Source organism: Pseudomonas sp. A125 (assembly GCF_055409485.1).
Genome location: NZ_JBUZVP010000004.1, coordinates 44,085 through 63,060, shown reverse-complemented (window position 1 = coordinate 63,060; position 18,976 = coordinate 44,085). Strand labels below are relative to the sequence as shown.

The window sequence follows — 18,976 nt, the reverse complement described above, 5'->3', positions numbered from 1 at the left end:
ATCGTGGCTGTCAGATTGCTATAGCAGGCAAGCCAGCTCCCACAAGGGATTAGAGCCGGAAGCGCCCCACCATCCCGTTCAAATCCACCGCCAGGCGCGACAGTTCATTGCTCGCCGCACTCGTCTGGCTGGCGCCAGTGGCCGATTGCACCGACAAATCACGAATATTCACCAGGTTGCGATCCACTTCCCGCGCCACTTGCGCCTGCTCTTCAGCGGCACTGGCGATCACCAGGTTGCGCTCGTTGATTTCAACGATGGCGCTATTGATGGTGTCCAGCGACATCCCCGCACCCTTGGCGATATTCAGCGTCGACTCCGCACGCTCGGTGCTGTTACGCATCGAGTCCACCGCATGCTCGGTACCGGCCTGGATGCTGCCGATCATTCGCTCGATCTCGCTGGTGGACTGCTGGGTGCGATGGGCCAGGGCCCGCACTTCATCCGCCACCACCGCAAAACCACGCCCGGCTTCACCGGCGCGAGCGGCTTCAATCGCCGCGTTCAGGGCCAGCAGGTTGGTCTGGTCGGCCAGGCCGCGAATCACGTCCAGTACTTTGCCGATGTCGCGGGACTCTTCCGCCAGGTTGCCGATCAGGGTTGCGGTGGCTTGCACGTCGCTGCTCATGCGCTCGATGGCGCCCACGGTTTCCTGCACCAGGTCACGGCCATCGCCGGCCGAGGAGGTGGCGTTTTTCGAGGCTTCGGAGGTGCTGACCGCATTGCGGGCCACTTCTTCGACCGCGCTGGTCATCTCATTGACCGCCGTGGCGGCCTGTTCGATTTCGTTGTTTTGCTGGGTCAGGCCACGGGCGCTTTCGTCGGTCACCGCGTTCAACTCTTCTGCCGCGCAAGCCACTTGGGTGGCCGAGCCTGCGATGCGCTGCAACGTGTCTTTCAACTTGTCCTGCATCTTGGCCATTGCCAACAGCAGCCGGCCGGCTTCGTCGTTGCCTTCGACCTTGATCGGGCGCGTCAGGTTGCCTTCGGCGATCTCTTCGGCGGCCTCCAATGCCTGGGCGATCGGTTGGGTGATGCTGCGCGACAGCAACCAGGCAAACAGCATCGTCAGGGCGGTGGCCAGAATCAGCAGGATCACCACCAGCTCAAAGGCCATGTCGTACTGGTCGGCGGCTTGCTGGTTGGTGGCAAGGGCCATCTTGTTATTGGTGTCGGCCAGGCGGCTCAGTACGGCGTTGATCTGGTCCGAGTTGTTCAGCAGCTCGGTGTTCAGCAGCGTGCGCAGCTCCTCTACCTGATTGGCCCGGGACAGGCTCTTCATGCGCTCTTCGATCTGATGGTACTGGGCCAGCAGGCGCACGTACTCGTCGTACGTGCTGCGTTCTTCAGGGCTGTCGATCAGCTTCTCGTAGACCGCCTGGGCGGTGCGAATCTGCTGATTGCGCACGTCAAACGATTCGAGGGTTTTTTGCTGAATGTCGGGCTCGCGGTTGGTCAGCAGGCGATAGGACAGTACCCGCAGGCGCAGGGTCAGCTGGGTGAACTCGTCCAGGGCGCGAATGCTTGGCACGCTGCTCAGGGTGATGTCTTCGGTCGCTGCGCGAATTTTGCTCATCTGGTTCAAGGCGAAAACACCGAGAAACAACATCAGTGCACCAATCAACGCAAAGCCGAGGGATGCCCGCGGCGCGATATTCATATTACGAAGAGACATGTTGTGATCCTGGGGAGAAGCGCGATCCGTGCGGGGTTTGGGCGGGGTGCACATGACCTATCGGTCATACGACTAAAGTCTTGAGGGGGTGCGCGCTTTTGTCGCAGATCGAGACGGTCTGACGGGATTCAGGAACCAGATGCCATAAATGCAGTCACTAAGGCTCGAAAGCGTGGCCTGCCCTGTAAAATCAAGGCCCCGCGCCGGGGATAACCCTGGCATCCGAGGTGAATTTTCTTTATCGTCACCGCCCTTTGAAAAAGCCCGAGAAATCAAAATGTTAGAAACATCCCTCAGCCAATTGGAACAACTGGTCAGCGACCTGGTACAGCAGAACCAGGATCTGCTGGGCACCCACGAATCCCTCAAGGCCGAACTGGCCCGCGCCAAGGATGAAAACGACAGCTTGCAGTTGAACCTGATGGAACAGGAAGAAAAGCAGGGCGCCACCGCGGCCCGTATCCAGGCGTTGGTTGAGCGTGTGAGCGCAGGTCCTGTCGGCGCATGAATGAAGGGATAAAGGTCGTTTCGATTCTCGGTGAGGATTACTCGATCAAGGCGCCGGAGGGGGAAGACAACACCCTGATGAGTGCCGTGACGATGCTCAAGGCATCTTTGGCCACCACCAAGAAAAAGTACCCGACGCTGCTCGGTGACAAGCTATTGGTGCTGGCGGCGCTGAACCTGTGCGCCGAGCAGATCGAAATGCAAAAGCGTCACCAGCAGGAACTCGACCGTTACCAAGAGCAAGTCAGCGCCACGGTCGAGGTGATTTCCAAGGCGATCGGACAGCCTTAGAACCACTCATCCTGCATCCCCAGGCACGTGTCATCACGTGCCTCGAGAATCGCCAGTTCATGATGGCAGCCCGGTATTTCCCACGTCAGGAAGTACCGGGAGGCCTGGAGCTTGCCTTTATAGAAGGCGACATCGCCAGCATTGCCCTTGGCCAGCCCTTCCTCGGCGCGAATCGCCTGCTCCAGCCAGCGCCAGCCAATCACCGTATGCCCGAACACTTTCAGGTACAGCGCCGAATTCGCCAGGCTGCTGTTGACCTTGCCTTGGGCGAGATCCGTCAACAGGCCGAGGGTGACGCTTTGCAGGCGTGCCACCAACTGTTCCAGTGGGTCCCGTAGTGGGGTAAGCGAGGGGTATTGCTGTGCCCGCGCGCCGGTCTCGGCGATCAGGCGAATCAGTTGTTTCAAGCCCGCGCCGCCGTTTTGCGCGAGTTTGCGCCCCAGCAAGTCCAGTGACTGAATGCCGTGAGTGCCTTCATGGATCGGGTTCAGGCGGTTGTCGCGGTAGTACTGCTCCACCGGGTATTCGCGGGTGTAGCCGTGGCCGCCGAGAATCTGGATCGCCAGTTCGTTGGCCTTCAGGCAAAACTCCGAAGGCCAGGATTTGACGATCGGCGTCAGCAGGTCCAGCAGTTCGTGGGCCTGTTTGCGGGCCGCTTCGGTTTCCAGGGTGGTGGTGTCGTCGAACAGGCGCGCTGCGTATAAGCCAAGGTCGAAGGCGCCTTCCACATAGGCTTTTTGCGTCAACAGCATGCGCTTGATATCGGCGTGCTGGATGATCGACACGGGTGCGGTGTTGGGGTCTTTGCTGTCAGGCAGGCGACCTTGCGGGCGTTCGCGGGCGTACTCCAGCGAATACAGGTAGCCGGCATAGCCGAGCATCACCGCGCCCATGCCGACGCCGATCCGCGCCTCGTTCATCATCTGGAACATGCAGTTCAAGCCCTTATGCGGCTCACCTACCAGATAGCCGACACACTCCCCGTTATCGCCGAAATTCAGCGCCGTCGAGGTGGTGCCGCGCCAGCCCATCTTGTGAAACAGCCCGGCCAGCAGCACGTCGTTGCGTTTGCCCAGGCTACCGTCGTCGTTGACCAGGAACTTGGGCACGATAAACAGCGAAATGCCCTTCACCCCTGCGGGCGCGTCCGGCAGCTTGGCCAGCACCATGTGCACGATGTTCTCCGACAGTGGGTGGTCACCACCAGAGATGAAGATCTTGTTGCCCTTGAGGCGATAGCTGCCGTCAGCCGCCGGCTCTGCGCGGGTACGAATATCCGACAGCGATGAGCCTGCGTGGGGCTCGGTCAGCGCCATGGTGCCGAAAAAGCGGCCTTCGATCATCGGTTGCAGGAAGCGTTGTTTCTGCTCCTCGGTGCCGAAACTCTCGATCAGGTTGGCGGCGCCCATGGTCAGGAACGGATAGGACGTGGAGGCGGCGTTGGCCGACTGGAAGTGTGCAAAACACGCTTGGGACAGCAGGGTTGGCAACTGCATGCCACCGGCTTCGAAGCTGCGGGCGGCGTTGAGAAAGCCGGCGTCAAGGAAGGCGTCCACCGCCGGTTTCACTTCAGGAATCAGAATCGCCTGACCATTCTCATAGCGTGGTTCGTTTTCGTCGCCCTTGCGGTTGTGCGGGGCGAAGAACTTCTCGGCAATGCTGCGGGCGGTATCGATGGCGGCGTCGAAGGTTTCACGGTTGTGTTCGGCAAACCGCTCGCGCTGGGTCAGGCCCTCGGCATCGAGGACTTCGTACAGCTCGAAAGCCAGATTGCGGGAACTGAGCAGCGTCTCGGACATGGCGGCTTACCTTTGTGGGAATTGGCCTGAGTCTAAGTGCGCAAATAGAGGCTGGATAGCAAGATTGATCTGGGTGATGGAGGGGCAAAACAGGGAGGAAGCTGGGACGCGGTCAATGTGGGAGCTTTTGTGGGAGCCGGGCTTGCCCGCGATGCAGGCACCTCGATGTGTCAGATACACCGAGGTGATGCCATCGCAGGCAAGCCAGCTTCCACATAAGCCAGCTCCCACATTTCGACCGCGTTTTGTCAGTTAGCCGATGGTCATCAGGCTGGCGTTACCGCCCGCCGCAGCGGTGTTGACGCTCAACGCCCGCTCGATCACCAGGCGCTCTAGGGCAATCCCGGTTTCGCCGGACGACAGGCCGTGAACCCCGACAATCGCTCCGCCACGCTTGGCCACTTGCTGGCAAACGCCGCGCAGTTGGTCAGAGTCGCCGTGATGCAGCACTGCATCAAAGACCACTTCGTCTTTGGTCCAGTCGGCCACTCGTGTGATCTTCGCCTGAATATCCTTCGGCAAGCGTGGGAACACGGCCTTGGTCAATTCGGTTTCCGGCCACACAGCCGAGCTGCCTACCGCCAGTACGGCGGCTAACTGGGTCAACAGGTCCACTTCTGCTTCCGCCAGGCACAGTACGTGCTCGCGGGGCAGGATCGCGTAGCTGTTGCGCTCGCCGGTCGGGCCGGCCAGTTGGCGGGTGATACCGCTTTGGGATTGCGCGGCGAACTGCACGCACAGGGCGCTCAAGTCGCTGAGTTTGTTGCTGTCGGCCCAGGCTTGCAGGGCGGTCAGCGGCTTGCTCATGGCATCCCGCAGGCGTACATCCGGTGCGGCCAATGCGTCACCGCGTACAAAGGATTGCTCGATAGCATCCGTAGGACGAGTCGACAGCAGGCGGTACAGGTACAGCGGGCCGCCGGCTTTCGGGCCCGTACCCGACAGGCCTTCGCCGCCGAACGGCTGCACGCCGACCACGGCACCGACAATGTTGCGGTTTACGTAGACGTTACCGGCATGGACGTTGTCGATCACCTTGGCGATGGTCTCGTCGATGCGGGTGTGCACGCCCAGGGTCAGGCCATAGCCGGAGGCATTGATCTGGCCGATAAGCTGGTCGATCTCTTTGCGCTTGTAGCGCACCACGTGCAGCACCGGGCCGAAGATCTCCCGTTGCAGTTCGTCGAAGCTTTCCAGTTCGATCAGGGTTGGCATCACGAAGGTGCCGCGCTTGATCTCTTCGCTATCGGCAATCGCGACCTGGTAAACGTTGCGGCCTTTGTCGCGCATGGCCTGGATATGTTTCTCGATACCCGCCTTGGCTTCGGCGTCGATCACCGGGCCGATATCCACCGACAGGCGCTCCGGGTTGCCGAGGCGGCATTCAGCCATGGCACCTTTCAGCATTTCGATGACGCGGTCAGCGGAATCTTCCTGCAAGCACAGTACGCGCAGGGCCGAGCAACGTTGACCGGCACTGTCGAAGGCCGACGACACTACGTCGATCACCACTTGTTCGGTGAGTGCCGAGGAGTCGACGATCATTGCGTTCTGGCCACCGGTTTCGGCGATCAGCGGAATCGGACGACCCTGTGCATCCAGACGGCCGGCGACACTGCGTTGCAGCAAGCGCGCAACCTCGGTGGAACCGGTGAACATCACGCCCTTGACGCGATCATCACCCACCAGGCGCGCACCGACGGTTTCGCCCTGGCCCGGCAGCAGTTGCAGCACGCCTTCCGGAATCCCGGCTTCCAGCAGCAGGCGCACGGCTTGTGCGGCCACCAGCGGTGTTTGCTCGGCAGGCTTGGCCAGTACCGGGTTGCCGGCGGCCAGTGCAGCGGCGACCTGGCCACTGAAGATCGCCAGCGGGAAGTTCCACGGGCTGATGCACACCACCGGACCCAGCGGGCGGTGAGCGTCGTTGGTGAAATCGTTGCGAGCCTGCACCGCGTAGTAACGCAGGAAGTCCACGGCTTCACGCACTTCGGCGATGGCGTTGGCGAAGGTCTTGCCGGCTTCGCGGGCCAGCAGGCCCATCAGCGGCTGGATCTCGCCTTCCATCAGGTCGGCGGCACGTTCCAGGATCGCGGCGCGTTCGGCGGGCGGGGTGGCCTGCCAGATTGGCGCAGCGTTCAGGGCGCACTGGATGGCGTTGTCGACGTCTTCGACAGTTGCTTCCTGTACGTGGCCAACCACGTCACGCAGATCCGACGGGTTCAACACTGGTGCAGCCGCTTCATTGCTGGAAGCGCAACCGAGCATCGGCGCGGCTTTCCAGTTGTTATGCGCGGTAGCCAGCAAGGCGCAGGACAGCGACGCCAGGCGGTGTTCGTTGGCCAGGTCGATACCGGCGGAGTTGGCGCGCTCGGCACCATACAGGTCACGCGGCAGCGGGATACGCGGGTGCGGCAGGCCGAAGCCGCCTTCCAGCGTCGCCATCTGCTCGATGCTGGCCACTGGATCGGCCACCAGCTCCTGGATCGAGATGGATTGGTCGGCGATGCGGTTGACGAACGAGGTGTTGGCGCCGTTTTCCAGCAGGCGACGCACCAGGTAAGCCAGCAACGTTTCGTGAGTGCCGACCGGTGCGTACACCCGGCACGGACGGTTCAGCTTGCCTTCGGATACCTTGCCTACAACCTGCTCGTACAGCGGTTCGCCCATGCCGTGCAGGCATTGGAACTCGTACTGGCCGGGGTAATAGTTCTGGCCGGCGATATGGTAAATCGCCGACAGCGTGTGGGCGTTGTGGGTGGCGAACTGCGGGTAGATAACTTCCGGTACCGAGAGCAGTTTGCGTGCGCAGGCAATGTAGGACACGTCGGTGTACACCTTGCGGGTGTACACCGGGTAGCCTTCGAGGCCTTCGACCTGGGCGCGCTTGATTTCGCTGTCCCAGTACGCGCCTTTCACCAGGCGGATCATCAGGCGATGGCGGCTGCGGCGTGCCAGGTCGATCACGTAGTCGATCACATACGGGCAACGCTTCTGGTAGGCCTGGATCACAAAGCCGATGCCGTTCCAGCCGGTCAGTTGCGGCTCGAAGCACAGGCGTTCCAGCAGGTCGAGCGACAGCTCCAGGCGGTCGGCTTCTTCGGCGTCGATGTTCAAGCCGATGTCGTATTGCTTGGCCAGCAGCGTGAGCGACAACAGGCGCGGGTACAGCTCGTCCATCACACGCTCGTACTGCGCACGGCTGTAACGCGGGTGCAGGGCCGAGAGTTTGATGGAAATGCCCGGGCCTTCATAAATCCCACGACCGTGGGACGCTTTGCCGATCGAGTGGATGGCTTGTTCGTACGAGGCCAGGTATTTCTGGGCGTCGTGTTCGGTGAGTGCGGCTTCACCGAGCATGTCGTAGGAATAGCGGAAGCCCTTGGCTTCGAACTTACTCGCATTGGCCAGGGCTTCGGCGATGGTTTCGCCGGTGACGAATTGCTCGCCCATCAGGCGCATGGCCATGTCGACGCCCTTGCGGATCATCGGCTCGCCGCTTTTGCCAATGATGCGGCTCAGGGACGATGTCAGGCCGGCTTCGTTGTGGGTGGCGACCAGTTTGCCGGTCAGCAGCAGGCCCCAGGTGGCGGCGTTGACGAACAGCGACGGGCTGTTGCCCAGGTGCGGATGCCAGTTGCCGGTGCTGATCTTGTCGCGGATCAGCGCGTCGCGAGTGCCCTTGTCCGGAATGCGCAGCAGCGCTTCGGCGAGGCACATCAGCGCAACGCCTTCCTGGGACGACAGGGAGAATTCCTGCAGCAAGCCCTGGACGATGCCTGCACGGCCGCCGGCGCTTTTCTGATTGCGCAGTTTCTCGGCGATCGAAGAAGCGAGCTTGTTGGTCGCGTCGGCCATTGCCACGGGCAGGCGGGCCTGCTCGATCAGCATCGGTACCACTTCTGGCTCCGGGCGGCGGTAAGCGGCGGTGATCGAGGCGCGCAGTACGGATTGCGGCAGGATGCTCTCGGCGAACTCCAGGAAGCACTGGTGGGCGTGGTCGGTCTGGACCTCACCGGCTTCTTCCGCGTCCTTGCTGACCAGGCCGTTGAGCTCGGCCAGGGTTGCACCACCCTCGAGTTTCTCCAGGTAATTGAAAATCGCCTGCTTGATCAGCCAGTGCGGCGTGCGATCAATGGAGGTCGCGGCCGCCTTCAGGCGCTCGCGGGTCGGGTCGTCAAGTTTGACCCCAAGGGTGGTCGTAGCCATCTTTTTATCCTCATGGGTGCCACTACTGCGTGGCATCAGCTGGCGGCAAGATTAGCTTTGCGATGACAGAGGTGCAACCGGGTGCAACCCTTTTTATCCATGATTTTTTTGACGCTGATCGGGAAAAATTATCGCCACAGCCGAATCGGCTGTGTGTTGGTGCGTTTGGTTCTGACTTTGGCTGCGCTTGCTCCGAAAAGGAGCAAAAACACGGTGTTTTCCGAAAAACACATCAAGGTGCAACTTAATCTCAAGAAACTGGTTGCACCTTATTTACTTTGTTGAATAGCATTCGCGTCCAAGGTGCAACCTCCCACGGATGGTTCATCGGCTGATGGCTTTCCTGGGGAAACGTCAGTCATAAATGCGCGGCGCCAAGCTTCGTCTATCCACTGCACGTGGGTGGCCGTCCGGACAGACCGCTGCTACATAAAAACAAAGCCAGGGCGTAACTCAATGAGCGTAAGTAATCCTACCCTGATCACATTTGTGATCTATATCGCTGCCATGGTGCTGATCGGCTTTATGGCCTATCGCTCCACCAATAACCTTTCCGACTACATCCTGGGCGGTCGCAGCCTCGGCAGCGTGGTCACTGCGCTCTCGGCGGGCGCCTCGGACATGAGCGGCTGGTTGCTGATGGGCTTGCCCGGAGCGATCTACATGTCTGGCCTGTCGGAAAGCTGGATCGCCATCGGCCTGATCGTTGGCGCTTATCTGAACTGGCTGTTTGTAGCCGGCCGCCTGCGGGTGCAGACCGAGCACAACGGCGACGCCCTGACCCTGCCGGATTACTTCTCCAGCCGTTTCGAAGATAAAAGCGGCCTGCTGCGGATCATCTCTGCGGTGGTGATTTTGGTGTTCTTCACCATTTACTGCGCTTCCGGCATCGTGGCCGGCGCCCGCCTGTTTGAAAGTACCTTCGGCATGTCCTACGAGACTGCGCTGTGGGCCGGTGCTGCAGCGACCATTGCCTACACCTTCGTCGGTGGTTTCCTGGCGGTGAGCTGGACTGACACCGTACAAGCCACGCTGATGATCTTCGCCCTGATCCTGACGCCAATTATTGTGTTGCTGGCCACCGGTGGCGTCGACACCACCTTCCTGGCGATCGAAGCGCAGAACCCTGACAACTTCAACATGCTGAAAAACACCACCTTCATCGGCATCATTTCGCTGATGGGCTGGGGCCTGGGTTACTTCGGCCAGCCGCACATCCTCGCGCGTTTCATGGCGGCGGATTCGGTGAAGTCGATTGCCAAGGCGCGCCGCATCTCCATGACCTGGATGATCCTGTGCCTGGGTGGCACGGTCGCGGTGGGCTTCTTCGGTATCGCCTACTTCTCGGCGCACCCGGAAGTGGCCGGCCCGGTAACCGAGAACCACGAACGTGTGTTCATCGAACTGGCCAAGCTGCTGTTCAACCCATGGATCGCCGGTGTGTTGCTGTCCGCCATCCTGGCGGCGGTAATGAGCACCCTGAGCTGCCAGCTGCTGGTGTGTTCCAGCGCCCTGACCGAAGACTTCTACAAAACCTTCCTGCGTAAAAACGCCTCCCAGGTTGAGCTGGTGTGGGTCGGTCGCGCCATGGTGCTGCTGGTGGCGTTGATCGCCATCGCCATGGCCGCCAATCCGGAAAACCGTGTGCTGGGCCTGGTGAGCTACGCCTGGGCAGGCTTCGGTGCTGCGTTTGGCCCTGTGGTGCTGATCTCGGTGCTGTGGAAAGGCATGACGCGTAATGGCGCACTGGCCGGTATCCTGGTGGGCGCGATCACTGTGATTGTGTGGAAGCACTTCAGCCTGTTGGGCCTGTACGAAATCATCCCGGGCTTCATCTTTGCGAGCCTGGCGATCTACTTCGTCAGCAAGCTGGGTGCTCCGACTGCCGGCATGGTTCAGCGGTTTGACGCGGCCGAGGCAGACTACAACCTCAATAAGTAATCAGCGGGGGCTTGAATGCCCGTTGAATTGAAAACGGCCCGCATGCGGGCCGTTTTTAATGGGCGCGATTCAGTTGAGCTCCGCGTCCGGCTGACTAAGAAAAATCAGCACCCCCAAAATCGCCATGTAAAATTTGAAGGCTGCTTCCTGCCCATTCCACTGATGGGATTGCCACATCAGGAACCATTCGCCGCCGATCACCATGAACCCGAAGAGCCACACCACAAAACCCAGGGTGAGGCCAACGGTTGCGCTTTTTTTGGCGCGATTGAAGTCGGCACTGCGGGCCTGGCGAGCCCGCCACAAGGCCAGTGCTCCGCGTGCCAGCAGCACCGCCGTCAGTGCCTCACCGGCAATGATCAGCCAATACGCGCCATGCCACAGCCATGGGGTGGTGATTGAGCGATACATGGCGGCGTTGCCGGGGAAGGTGGTGTCCATGCTCAACACATGTTTGACGAAGGCGAAGTTGGAGCCGTAGTCGGTGATGTTGCTGAAGGCGACAAGGGTGGCGAAGGCTGCCAGGGCAAGGGTCAGGACGATTTTTGCGTAGCGTGTGGCCATGTTTTTTCCATTGTTATTCGGCGTTGGGGAAGGGCGATTACGCTAGCACGCTGACGGTAGGGCTTCGACGTCAGATACATGAAGATTAAAGTGCCTGCCGTGTAGGGATTTACTGATTTGCCTGCGGCGTACCCAGCTCGGCAAAAAGCTGGTGCAGAATCGGCCGCCCACTACTCGCAGAGAAACACCGGATGTTCGCTCCTGCCAATCAAAGTGCCTTTACCCTGACCCTCGACGGTATGCCCAGTGATCTCAAGGTCTTTGAGTTCAAGGGCAGCGAAGCCATCAGCGAACCTTATTGCTTTGACCTTGAACTGGTCAGCGAGCAGCCAGACCTCGACCTTGAAAGCCTGCTGCACCGCCAGGCCTTCCTGGGTTTTGACGCCACGGGGCATGGCATTCACGGCCAGGTCTACCGCGTTGCCCAAGGCGACTCAGGCAGGCGGTTAACCCGCTACCAGATCAGCCTGGTGCCACGCCTGGCTTACCTGCAACACAGCAGCCACCAGCGAATTTTCCAGCACCACAGTGTGCCGCAGATCATCAAGCAGGTGCTGGAGGGGCAGGGCATCCACGGCGATGCTTTCGAATTCAGGCTGGGCGGTGTGTATCCGGCGCGCGAGTACTGCGTGCAGTTCGGTGAAAGCGATTTGGGGTTTATCCAGCGTCTGTGCGCCGAGTTGGGGATTCACTACCATTTCCAGCACAGCCCTGACGGGCACCTGTTGGTGTTTGGCGATGACCAGGCGGTGTTCGCCCAGGGCGAGCAGCCGACGGACTATGCGCCTGGCACCGGGATGGTCGCCGATACGCCGGTGATCAAGCGCTTTTCAGTGCGCCTGGAAACCCGAACCACGGGTGTGAACCTGCGCGATTATGACTTTCGCAAACCGCGCTTGCAGCTGGAAAGCGAGGTGCTGGGCGAGCAGCTTCCAGCCCTCGAAGGCCAAGGCTATCCAGGCCACTTTACCGATCGGGCCCACGGCAAGCATTTGGCACAACGCGCCCTTGAGCGATACCGCCGTGACTATCTCCAGGCCCATGGCAGTGGCGATCAACCGGCGTTGGTCAGTGGTCAGTTTTTCAAGCTGGCAGCGCATCCGCGTGATGAATGGAATGACCTGTGGCTGGTGACGCAGGTCGAACACTTCGGCAGGCAGCCGCAAGTGCTCGAAGAGTCTGTGGGCGATGGGTTGCTCCAGGGCTATAGCAACACCTTCGTCGCCACACCTTGGGACACTGTGTTTCGACCCGCGCCAGCGCCGCCACGTACACCGATATCCGGCTACCAGAACGCCGTGGTCACCGGGCCGCAAGGCAGTGAAATCCATTGCGACGAATACGGCCGGGTCAAGGTGCAACTCGCCTGGGATCGCGCAGGGGAACACAACGAACATTCCAGCTGCTGGTTGCGGGTAGCCAGCGGCTGGGCCCATGAGCATTACGGCGCGGTGATGATCCCGCGAGTGGGCATGGAAGTGCTGGTGGGCTTCGTCGATGGCGACGCCGACACGCCGTTGGTGGTCGGCTGCCTGGCCAATGCGGCGACGCCGGTGCCGCTGGACCTGCCGGCCGACAAGACCCGCAGCATCTTCCGTAGCCAGACCAGCCCCGGCGGCGGTGGCTACAACGAGCTGCGGATCGAGGACCGCAAGGGCGCCGAGGAAATCTACCTGCGCGCCCAGCGCAACTGGACTCAGCATGTACTCCATGATCAGCACGTGCAGGTCGACAACCAGCGCAACGTGATCGTCAAAGGCCTCGATCGTCACGAGCTTCAGGGCGAAGAGCAGCGCACGACCCACGGTAACCGCCTGACCGAACTCAAGCAGGACGATCACCTGACGATCGCCGGCTCGCAGCAGTTGCGTGCCGGTCTGACGATTAACATTGGCGCGGGGCAAAGCGTCGTTATCGACGCGGGCGCCAGCGTGACCCTGCAGGCCGGCGGGCAGTGGATCAACGTGTCGGCGGGCGGGATTTTCAGTAGCGTTCCGGTCCAGCTGGGCGGGGCGCCAGCACCGGCCGGAGCGCCGCTGATGCCAGGGCTACAGGAAAAACTGCTGGCGGTAATTCCGGCGCCATTGAGTGCCGTGCAAGTGTTCAGCCTGAAACGCAGTGCGCCCTTTTGTGAGGAGTGCGAGCGCTGCCGCAATGGCGTGTGTGATACGCCTCTGCACCGCAAAGCCTCTCTGCCCGCAGGTGCGCCATGATGTCTCCCGGGCAGTGGCTTGAGTCTGCACCGTTGCAGGCGGGCGAGCAGTTGTTTGCGGTGTGGGGCAATGCCAGTGACTGCAAGCCACTTGAGGCCTGGCGTCGTACCTATGGTGGTCCGTTCACTCCAATCTGGGCGGATAGCGAGTATGGGGAATGGGATGAGGTGATGCCCTACGTTGCGGTGGTCGCCGTTGACAGCGCCTTTTTGAAATGGGCCGCCGAATGCGAAGGTACCGACTGGGGTTGGCTGGCGGTGTCGTCCTGTTCCTTGCAAACCGTTGTCGAGCATCTGCGCAGCCTGACCAAGGTACTGTTGCCGGAGGGGCCGGCGGTGTTCTTTCGCTTCTGGGACGGTGCTTATGTCCTGCCGGTCTTGCAGGCGCTGGGGCCGCAGGCAAAGGAGTTGCTCCCGGTGTTCAGTCGCTACTGGATCAATGGTCGCGAACATGAGGTAGCGGTTGCGGCGGTGGGAGCAGCAAAGCCCGGCCCATGGTGGCAAGTGCCGCCGCATGTTCTGCAGCGCCTGCGTGAGCAGTCGAGCGTTACGCTGGTGGATAACCTGCTGCAATGGCTGGAGGAACAGCGCCCGGACTTGTACAGCGCCTTTGTGCCGGCGGCCCTGAAGCACAAGGTCGCCTACTTCGTGCGCCGGGCGGATGTCAGCCATCAGGCCCTGGTCGCCTGGCTGGCCTCAGAGTTGGGTGGTGGACACCGGATGGCAGGCCAGGGATTTGGCTTCGCCGATGTTCACCAGGCGCTTGAAGATTTGCAGTGAGTTTGAAGTGGTCAATCTTCAAGGCGTTTGCGGTGTGGCGCTCCATGCGCAGGGCCAGGGTTTGCAGGCTTTGCAGCAACAGGAACGCGTTCATCGGTGCCATGGCCCTGTGGTGAGCGGGCTTGCCCCGCGCTGGGCTGCGTAGCGGCCCAAGTCGCCCACTGCATTCTGTCTGAAATAACGCCGTTTGCCATTATTGGGCTGCTTTGCAGCCCCGCGCGGGGCAAGCCCGCTCACCACAGCCCTGCACCTTTGCCTGCGTAAAAGGTAAACTTCGCCCCCTGCGCAGGAGCAACCATGAATTATCGTCACGCCTTTCACGCCGGCAACCATGCCGATGTCTTCAAACACCTGACCTTGACCCGCCTCATCGCCCTGATGTCGCGCAAGGAGCAGCCGTTTGCCTATCTCGACACCCACGCCGGCATTGGTCTGTACGACCTTCAGGGTGACCAGGCAAACCGCACCGGGGAATACCTGGAAGGCATCGCCCGCCTGTGGGGCCAGGCCGACCTGCCGCCGCTGGTCGGCGACTACATGCGCGTGCTGCACGAGATGAACCCGGATGGTCAATTGCGCTACTACCCCGGCTCACCGGAGCTGGCGCGGCGCCTCACGCGCCCTCAGGACCGCGTGTTGCTCAACGAGAAGCACCCGGAAGACGGCCTGCTGCTCAAGGACAACATGAAGGGCGACCGTCGGGTGAAAGTGCACCTCGGCGAAGGCTGGCACGTACCACGGGCGCTGCTGCCGGTGCCGGAGAAGCGCGCGCTGATGCTGATTGACCCGCCGTTCGAAAAGCTCGACGAGATGCAGCGCTGCGCCGCGTCCCTCAAGGAAGCCGTGAGCCGGATGCGCCAGACAGTGGCTGCGATCTGGTACCCGGTGAAAGACCAGCGCATGCTGCGCCGCTTCTACCAGGACCTGGCCGGCACCGGTGCGCCGAAGTTGCTGCGGGTGGAATTGCTGGTGCATCCACTGGACACGCCTAACACCCTGACCGGCTCGGGCCTGGCGATTGCCAACCCGCCGTGGGGTTTGGAAGAAGAATTGCGTGAGCTGCTGCCGTGGTTGTCCAAACAGCTTGGGCAAACCCAGGGTGGCTGGCAGATGGATTGGCTGATTGCTGAGTAACCTGTAGGAGCCGGCTTGCCGGCGATGGCGGCCTTGAGATAGCTATCGCCGGCAAGCCGGCTCCTACAGCTGGTGTATCAATCAGATCGGGCAGGTCACGCCCGTGCCGCCGATCCCGCAGTAACCCTGCGGGTTCTTCGCCAGGTACTGCTGGTGATAGGCCTCGGCGAAGTAAACCGTCGGGGCTTCTTCGATTTCCGTGGTGATGGTGCCCAGGCCAGCCTTGGTCAGTTCATTCTGATACGCCTGGGCGCTGGCTTTTGCCGCCTCCAGGTGCTGCGGCTTGACCGCATAGATCACCGAGCGGTACTGGCTGCCGATGTCATTGCCCTGGCGCATGCCCTGGGTTGGGTTGTGCAGTTCCCAGAACATTTTCAGCAGCTCTTCGTAGCTGATCTTGTCCTGGTCAAACACCACCAGAACCACTTCGCTGTGGCCGGTCAGGCCCGAGCATACTTCTTCATAGGTCGGGTTCGGCGTGTAGCCGCCGGCATAACCGACCACCGTGCTGACGATGCCCTCGCGCTGCCAGAAACGACGCTCGGCACCCCAGAAGCAACCGAGGCCAAAGATCGCAAACTCTACGTTGTCGACAAACGGGCCCAGCAGCGGGTTGCCGTTGACGAAGTGAGTTTCGGGCAGGGACATTGGGGTTTCACGCCCAGGCAACGCTTGTTCTTGAGTGGGGAGCACGTTTTTGTTCACCAGAATTTCCGAGCGCAAGACCATGATCAGTCCTCTCAGTCAGATTGAGTTACAAGTAAGAATTCAGAACGCCAGTGTGCCCGAGTGTCACAGCGCTGTCAGGCGATTGGACCGCGAGGGTAGCGTTTAAGCTTTTCGATCAGCTCGGACCCCGGAATTGGCCGGTCAAACAGGTAGCCCTGGCCGACGTCGCAACGGTGGCGGCGCAGGAACGCCAGTTGCTCGGCGGTCTCAATGCCTTCGGCCACCACCTTGAGCTTGAGGTTGTGGGCCATGGCGATCACTGCCGAGGTGATTTCCATGTCGTCCTGGTTGTCGGGGATTTCATGAATAAAGCTGCGATCGATCTTGATGATGTCGATCGGGAATTTTTTCAGGTAGCTGAGTGACGAGTAGCCGGTGCCGAAGTCATCCATGGCCAGGGTCAGGCCAAAACTTTTCAGTTGGTCCAGCTGCAAGCGCGTGTCTTCGGTGGCTTCCAGCAGCAGGCCTTCGGTCAGCTCCAGTTCCAGCAGGTTGGCTGGCAACTGCTCTTCCTTGAGGATCGCGGCAATCGAGGCCACCAGGTCCGGGTCGGAAAACTGCTTGGGCGACAGGTTGATCGCCACTTGCAGGTTACCCATGCCGGCGGCGGTCAGTTGTCGGCTCATGCGGCAGGCCTGGCGGGCGATCCATTTGCCGATGGGGATAATCAGCCCGGTCTCTTCGGCCACGCTGATGAATTGATCGGGGCGGATCATGCCCTTCTCTGGATGGTTCCAGCGCAACAGCGCTTCCATGCCCAGCAGGCGACCGCTGCGCAGGCACAGCTTGGGTTGGTAGAACACGTCCAACTCGTTTTGGGTCAGGGCACGACGCAGGTTGTTTTCCACGAACAGCTTGTAGCTGGCCTCGGCGTTCAGTGCTTCGGTAAACACCTGTACCTGGTGTTTGCCATTGGCCTTGGCCTTGTGCAGCGCAAGGCCTGCGTTGCGCATCAGGGTTTGCGGGTCGCGGCCATGCAACGGCGCGCAGGCCAGGCCCACGGAACCGGTGACGCTGATCAACTGGTTGTCGACAAACATCGGCTTGTCTAGGGTCGCCAGTAACTGGCTGGCGACCTGCTGGCCGGTCTCAAGGTCGGTGTCGTCCAGCAGCACGGCAAATTCATTACTGGCAAACCGCGCCAGGCTGCCGCTGGCGGTCAGGCTGTTGCGCAGGCGGCGGGCCAGGCTGATCAGCAATTTGTCGCCGGTCTGGTGGCCGAGGCTGTCGTTGATCCGCTTGAAATTGTCGATGTCCACCAGCAGCAGGCTGATGGAGCTGTCGCTGTCGCGGGCAAAACGTTCGTCAAGGTTACGGATGAATGCCGGACGGTTGCCCAGGTTGGTCAGGTTGTCGGTGTAGGCCAGGCGCTCGATGCGCTGCTGGGCCAGCTTGGTCTGGGTGATGTCTTCGTAGATGCCGATGTAGTGCGTCAGCTCGCGGTTGTCGCCATAGACCTTGGAGATCGACAACTGGCCCCAGTAGGGTTCGAGGTTTTTGCGCCGGCTCTTGAATTCGCCTTGCCAGCTATTGCTTTTGGCCAGGCTTGAAGGGGCGTCGAACAGCAGTTCGCTGAGGTTCTCCAGCGCCGGCAGTTCCGACAGCAGGTGGCCGTGGACTTCTTCGGTGCTGTACTGGGTGATGGCGGTAAAGCTGGGGTTGACGTATTCCACCACGCCGTCGCAGTTGACCAGCAGGAACGCGTTGGCGCTTTGCTCCACGGCCCGCTGGAACAAGTGCAGGGCGCTGGTGGCGGTGCGGCGGTTGTGGTTGTTGATCACTTGGGCGAACTGGTCGGCCAGCTCTCCGGCAAACGCGATTTCATCGGATTGCCAGACACGAGTGCTGCCGCTTTGCTCCAGGCACAACACCCCGACCACGTTGCCATCGACGCGGATACTGGCATCGAGCATGGCGTGGATGTCCCGCGGGCGAAGGCTCTCGGCCATTTCCCGGGTGCGGGGATCGCGCATCGCGTTGGTGGCATCAATGGCGCGGCTGGTTTGCAGGGCTTCCAGGTAGTCCGGGAAGCCGCTGGCATCGATAGGCTCTGGCAGGTGGTGTTGCTGATCGTCGCGGTGGTAGGCGGAAATCGGCACCAGGTGCTGATTTTCGAGGTTCCAGATGCTGGCACAATCAATCTGGTAAATGTCGCAGGCGCTGCGGGTGATCAACTCGGCGGCTTCTTGCAGCGAATTGTTGGTGCTGTAGCGCTGGCGGGCCAGCAGCAGGATCAGCTCCTGCTGGGCACGCACCCGCTCAAGGTGTTGCAGTTGTTCCTGCTGGGCGCGCTGGTTGAGCTCCAGGGCGATTTGCAGGCGGCTGTTCTGGCTTTCGAGATCCGCTGCAGGGGACGGCGAGATATCACTGAACAGGCCGTCGACCACCATCAGGTAGCCGCGCAGCAGGTGACGATTGTGTTGTTTGTAGGCCTCACCCAGCTCCAGCAGGCTCAACGGGCCGTCATTGGTGTGCAGGGTGTAGCGCACCAGGTAATGCGGGCTGATGGTCAGTTGTTCCTGGATCGCATCATGCAACTGATAGCGCGCCTGGGGTTCCATCAAGCTGGCGTAGGGCGAGCCGATCAGGGCGCACAGCTCCACCGCGGGCAGGCCGAACTGGCGTTCGCAATTGGGGTCGAGGTACAGCAGGGCCCAGCTTGCCTCATTAAGCCGCTCGAAACGCAGCATACCGAGGCGCGAAGGCACCGGTAATTGCGTCACTACCTCGGCCGCCATACGGGCGACATCGGGTTGGCTTTTCATGGAGGAACTCGCTTGGAAAAATGCGCATCGCGCCGGGCTCACGCCCTCTTTACTGTTGCCTGCGGCAAGGTTGCATCATGCAGCACGGGCTGACAAGAGAGGATGAAGGCTAAGTGCTATAAGTGTGTTATCGGCCGGGCGGGGGATTTCTGCAACCGGGGTGACCGATGGCTTTCCCAAGGCCAGATGCGCCCCCAACTGTAGGAGCGAGCTTGCTCGCGAAAAACGCCCAGGCACCGCGTTCATTCAGGGTGCCAGCGTCATCGTTGCCGGCCTTCGCGAGCAAGCTTGCTCCTACAGAGGAACAGGAAAAACAGGCAAAAAAAGCCCCGCCAATTGGCGGGGTTGAGGTACGAGCGTGGCGCTCGGAAAT

Annotated in this window: 12 protein-coding genes and 3 pseudogenes; 7 read left to right on the top strand and 8 right to left on the bottom strand. The window is 61.0% G+C overall.

Annotated features, from left to right (window positions below):
- Positions 1 to 49 precede the first annotated feature (49 nt).
- Both ACZRN6_RS07035 and ACZRN6_RS07030 read right to left on the bottom strand, forming a co-directional pair.
- A pseudogene (locus ACZRN6_RS07035) lies at positions 50 to 649 on the bottom strand (methyl-accepting chemotaxis protein); the annotation flags it as partial.
- A 306-nt stretch (positions 650 to 955) separates the two neighbouring features.
- Positions 956 to 1,609 (bottom strand): annotated as a pseudogene (locus ACZRN6_RS07030) (MCP four helix bundle domain-containing protein); the annotation flags it as partial.
- A gap of 343 nt (positions 1,610 to 1,952) precedes the next feature.
- On the opposite strand from ACZRN6_RS07030, the gene ACZRN6_RS07025 reads away from it, so the two are divergent.
- Both ACZRN6_RS07025 and ACZRN6_RS07020 read left to right on the top strand, forming a co-directional pair.
- A complete protein-coding gene (locus tag ACZRN6_RS07025; RefSeq protein ID WP_322142931.1) occupies positions 1,953 to 2,183 on the top strand; it encodes a hypothetical protein in 231 nt (76 codons plus the stop codon).
- The gene (locus ACZRN6_RS07020; protein WP_322142932.1) at positions 2,180 to 2,473 is read left to right on the top strand and encodes a cell division protein ZapA; all 294 of its coding nucleotides are present in this window, start codon (positions 2,180 to 2,182) and stop codon (positions 2,471 to 2,473) included. Before ACZRN6_RS07025 ends, ACZRN6_RS07020 begins: the two co-directional genes overlap by 4 nt.
- Here the strand turns inward: ACZRN6_RS07020 and ACZRN6_RS07015 are convergent.
- Complete coding sequence (locus ACZRN6_RS07015) at positions 2,470 to 4,272, bottom strand: acyl-CoA dehydrogenase (RefSeq protein WP_464007559.1); 1,803 nt, start codon at positions 4,270 to 4,272, stop codon at positions 2,470 to 2,472. The genes ACZRN6_RS07020 and ACZRN6_RS07015 overlap by 4 nt on opposite strands.
- 252 nt (positions 4,273 to 4,524) lie before the next feature.
- Positions 4,525 to 8,478 carry a trifunctional transcriptional regulator/proline dehydrogenase/L-glutamate gamma-semialdehyde dehydrogenase gene (gene putA, locus ACZRN6_RS07010; protein WP_464007558.1) on the bottom strand — a complete coding sequence of 1,318 codons (3,954 nt, stop codon included), beginning with the start codon at positions 8,476 to 8,478 and terminating at the stop codon, positions 4,525 to 4,527.
- Positions 8,479 to 8,559: 81 nt separating this feature from the next.
- On the opposite strand from putA, the gene ACZRN6_RS07005 reads away from it, so the two are divergent.
- The gene (locus tag ACZRN6_RS07005; RefSeq protein ID WP_322142935.1) at positions 8,560 to 8,763 is read left to right on the top strand and encodes a hypothetical protein; all 204 of its coding nucleotides are present in this window, start codon (positions 8,560 to 8,562) and stop codon (positions 8,761 to 8,763) included.
- Between the two features lie 171 nt (positions 8,764 to 8,934).
- Entirely contained in the window at positions 8,935 to 10,419 is a 1,485-nt protein-coding gene (gene putP / locus ACZRN6_RS07000) for a sodium/proline symporter PutP (RefSeq protein ID WP_088423108.1), read from the top strand.
- A gap of 69 nt (positions 10,420 to 10,488) precedes the next feature.
- Here the strand turns inward: putP and ACZRN6_RS06995 are convergent, their stop codons facing one another.
- Positions 10,489 to 10,983, bottom strand: coding sequence for a DUF2165 family protein (locus tag ACZRN6_RS06995; RefSeq protein WP_464007557.1), 495 nt, complete (start codon positions 10,981 to 10,983; stop codon positions 10,489 to 10,491).
- A gap of 191 nt (positions 10,984 to 11,174) precedes the next feature.
- On the opposite strand from ACZRN6_RS06995, the gene ACZRN6_RS06990 reads away from it, so the two are divergent.
- Both ACZRN6_RS06990 and ACZRN6_RS06985 read left to right on the top strand, forming a co-directional pair.
- Positions 11,175 to 13,196 carry a type VI secretion system Vgr family protein gene (locus tag ACZRN6_RS06990; RefSeq protein ID WP_464007556.1) on the top strand — a complete coding sequence of 674 codons (2,022 nt, stop codon included), beginning with the start codon at positions 11,175 to 11,177 and terminating at the stop codon, positions 13,194 to 13,196.
- Positions 13,193 to 13,975 carry a DUF4123 domain-containing protein gene (locus ACZRN6_RS06985; protein WP_464007555.1) on the top strand — a complete coding sequence of 261 codons (783 nt, stop codon included), beginning with the start codon at positions 13,193 to 13,195 and terminating at the stop codon, positions 13,973 to 13,975. Before ACZRN6_RS06990 ends, ACZRN6_RS06985 begins: the two co-directional genes overlap by 4 nt.
- Here ACZRN6_RS06985 and ACZRN6_RS06980 read toward each other — a convergent pair.
- Positions 13,962 to 14,021 (bottom strand): annotated as a pseudogene (locus tag ACZRN6_RS06980) (hypothetical protein); the annotation flags it as partial. The gene ACZRN6_RS06985 and the pseudogene ACZRN6_RS06980 sit on opposite strands and share 14 nt — an antisense overlap.
- A gap of 251 nt (positions 14,022 to 14,272) precedes the next feature.
- Here ACZRN6_RS06980 and ACZRN6_RS06975 point away from each other — a divergent pair.
- A complete protein-coding gene (locus tag ACZRN6_RS06975) occupies positions 14,273 to 15,109 on the top strand; it encodes a 23S rRNA (adenine(2030)-N(6))-methyltransferase RlmJ (RefSeq protein ID WP_322142939.1) in 837 nt (278 codons plus the stop codon).
- A gap of 81 nt (positions 15,110 to 15,190) precedes the next feature.
- Here ACZRN6_RS06975 and msrA read toward each other — a convergent pair whose 3' ends face one another.
- The gene (gene msrA, locus ACZRN6_RS06970; RefSeq protein ID WP_464007554.1) at positions 15,191 to 15,838 is read right to left on the bottom strand and encodes a peptide-methionine (S)-S-oxide reductase MsrA; all 648 of its coding nucleotides are present in this window, start codon (positions 15,836 to 15,838) and stop codon (positions 15,191 to 15,193) included.
- Positions 15,839 to 15,912: 74 nt separating this feature from the next.
- Positions 15,913 to 18,603: a putative bifunctional diguanylate cyclase/phosphodiesterase gene (locus tag ACZRN6_RS06965; protein WP_322142941.1), complete on the bottom strand. Its 2,691-nt coding sequence runs from the start codon at positions 18,601 to 18,603 to the stop codon at positions 15,913 to 15,915.
- Positions 18,604 to 18,976: the final 373 nt, after the last annotated feature.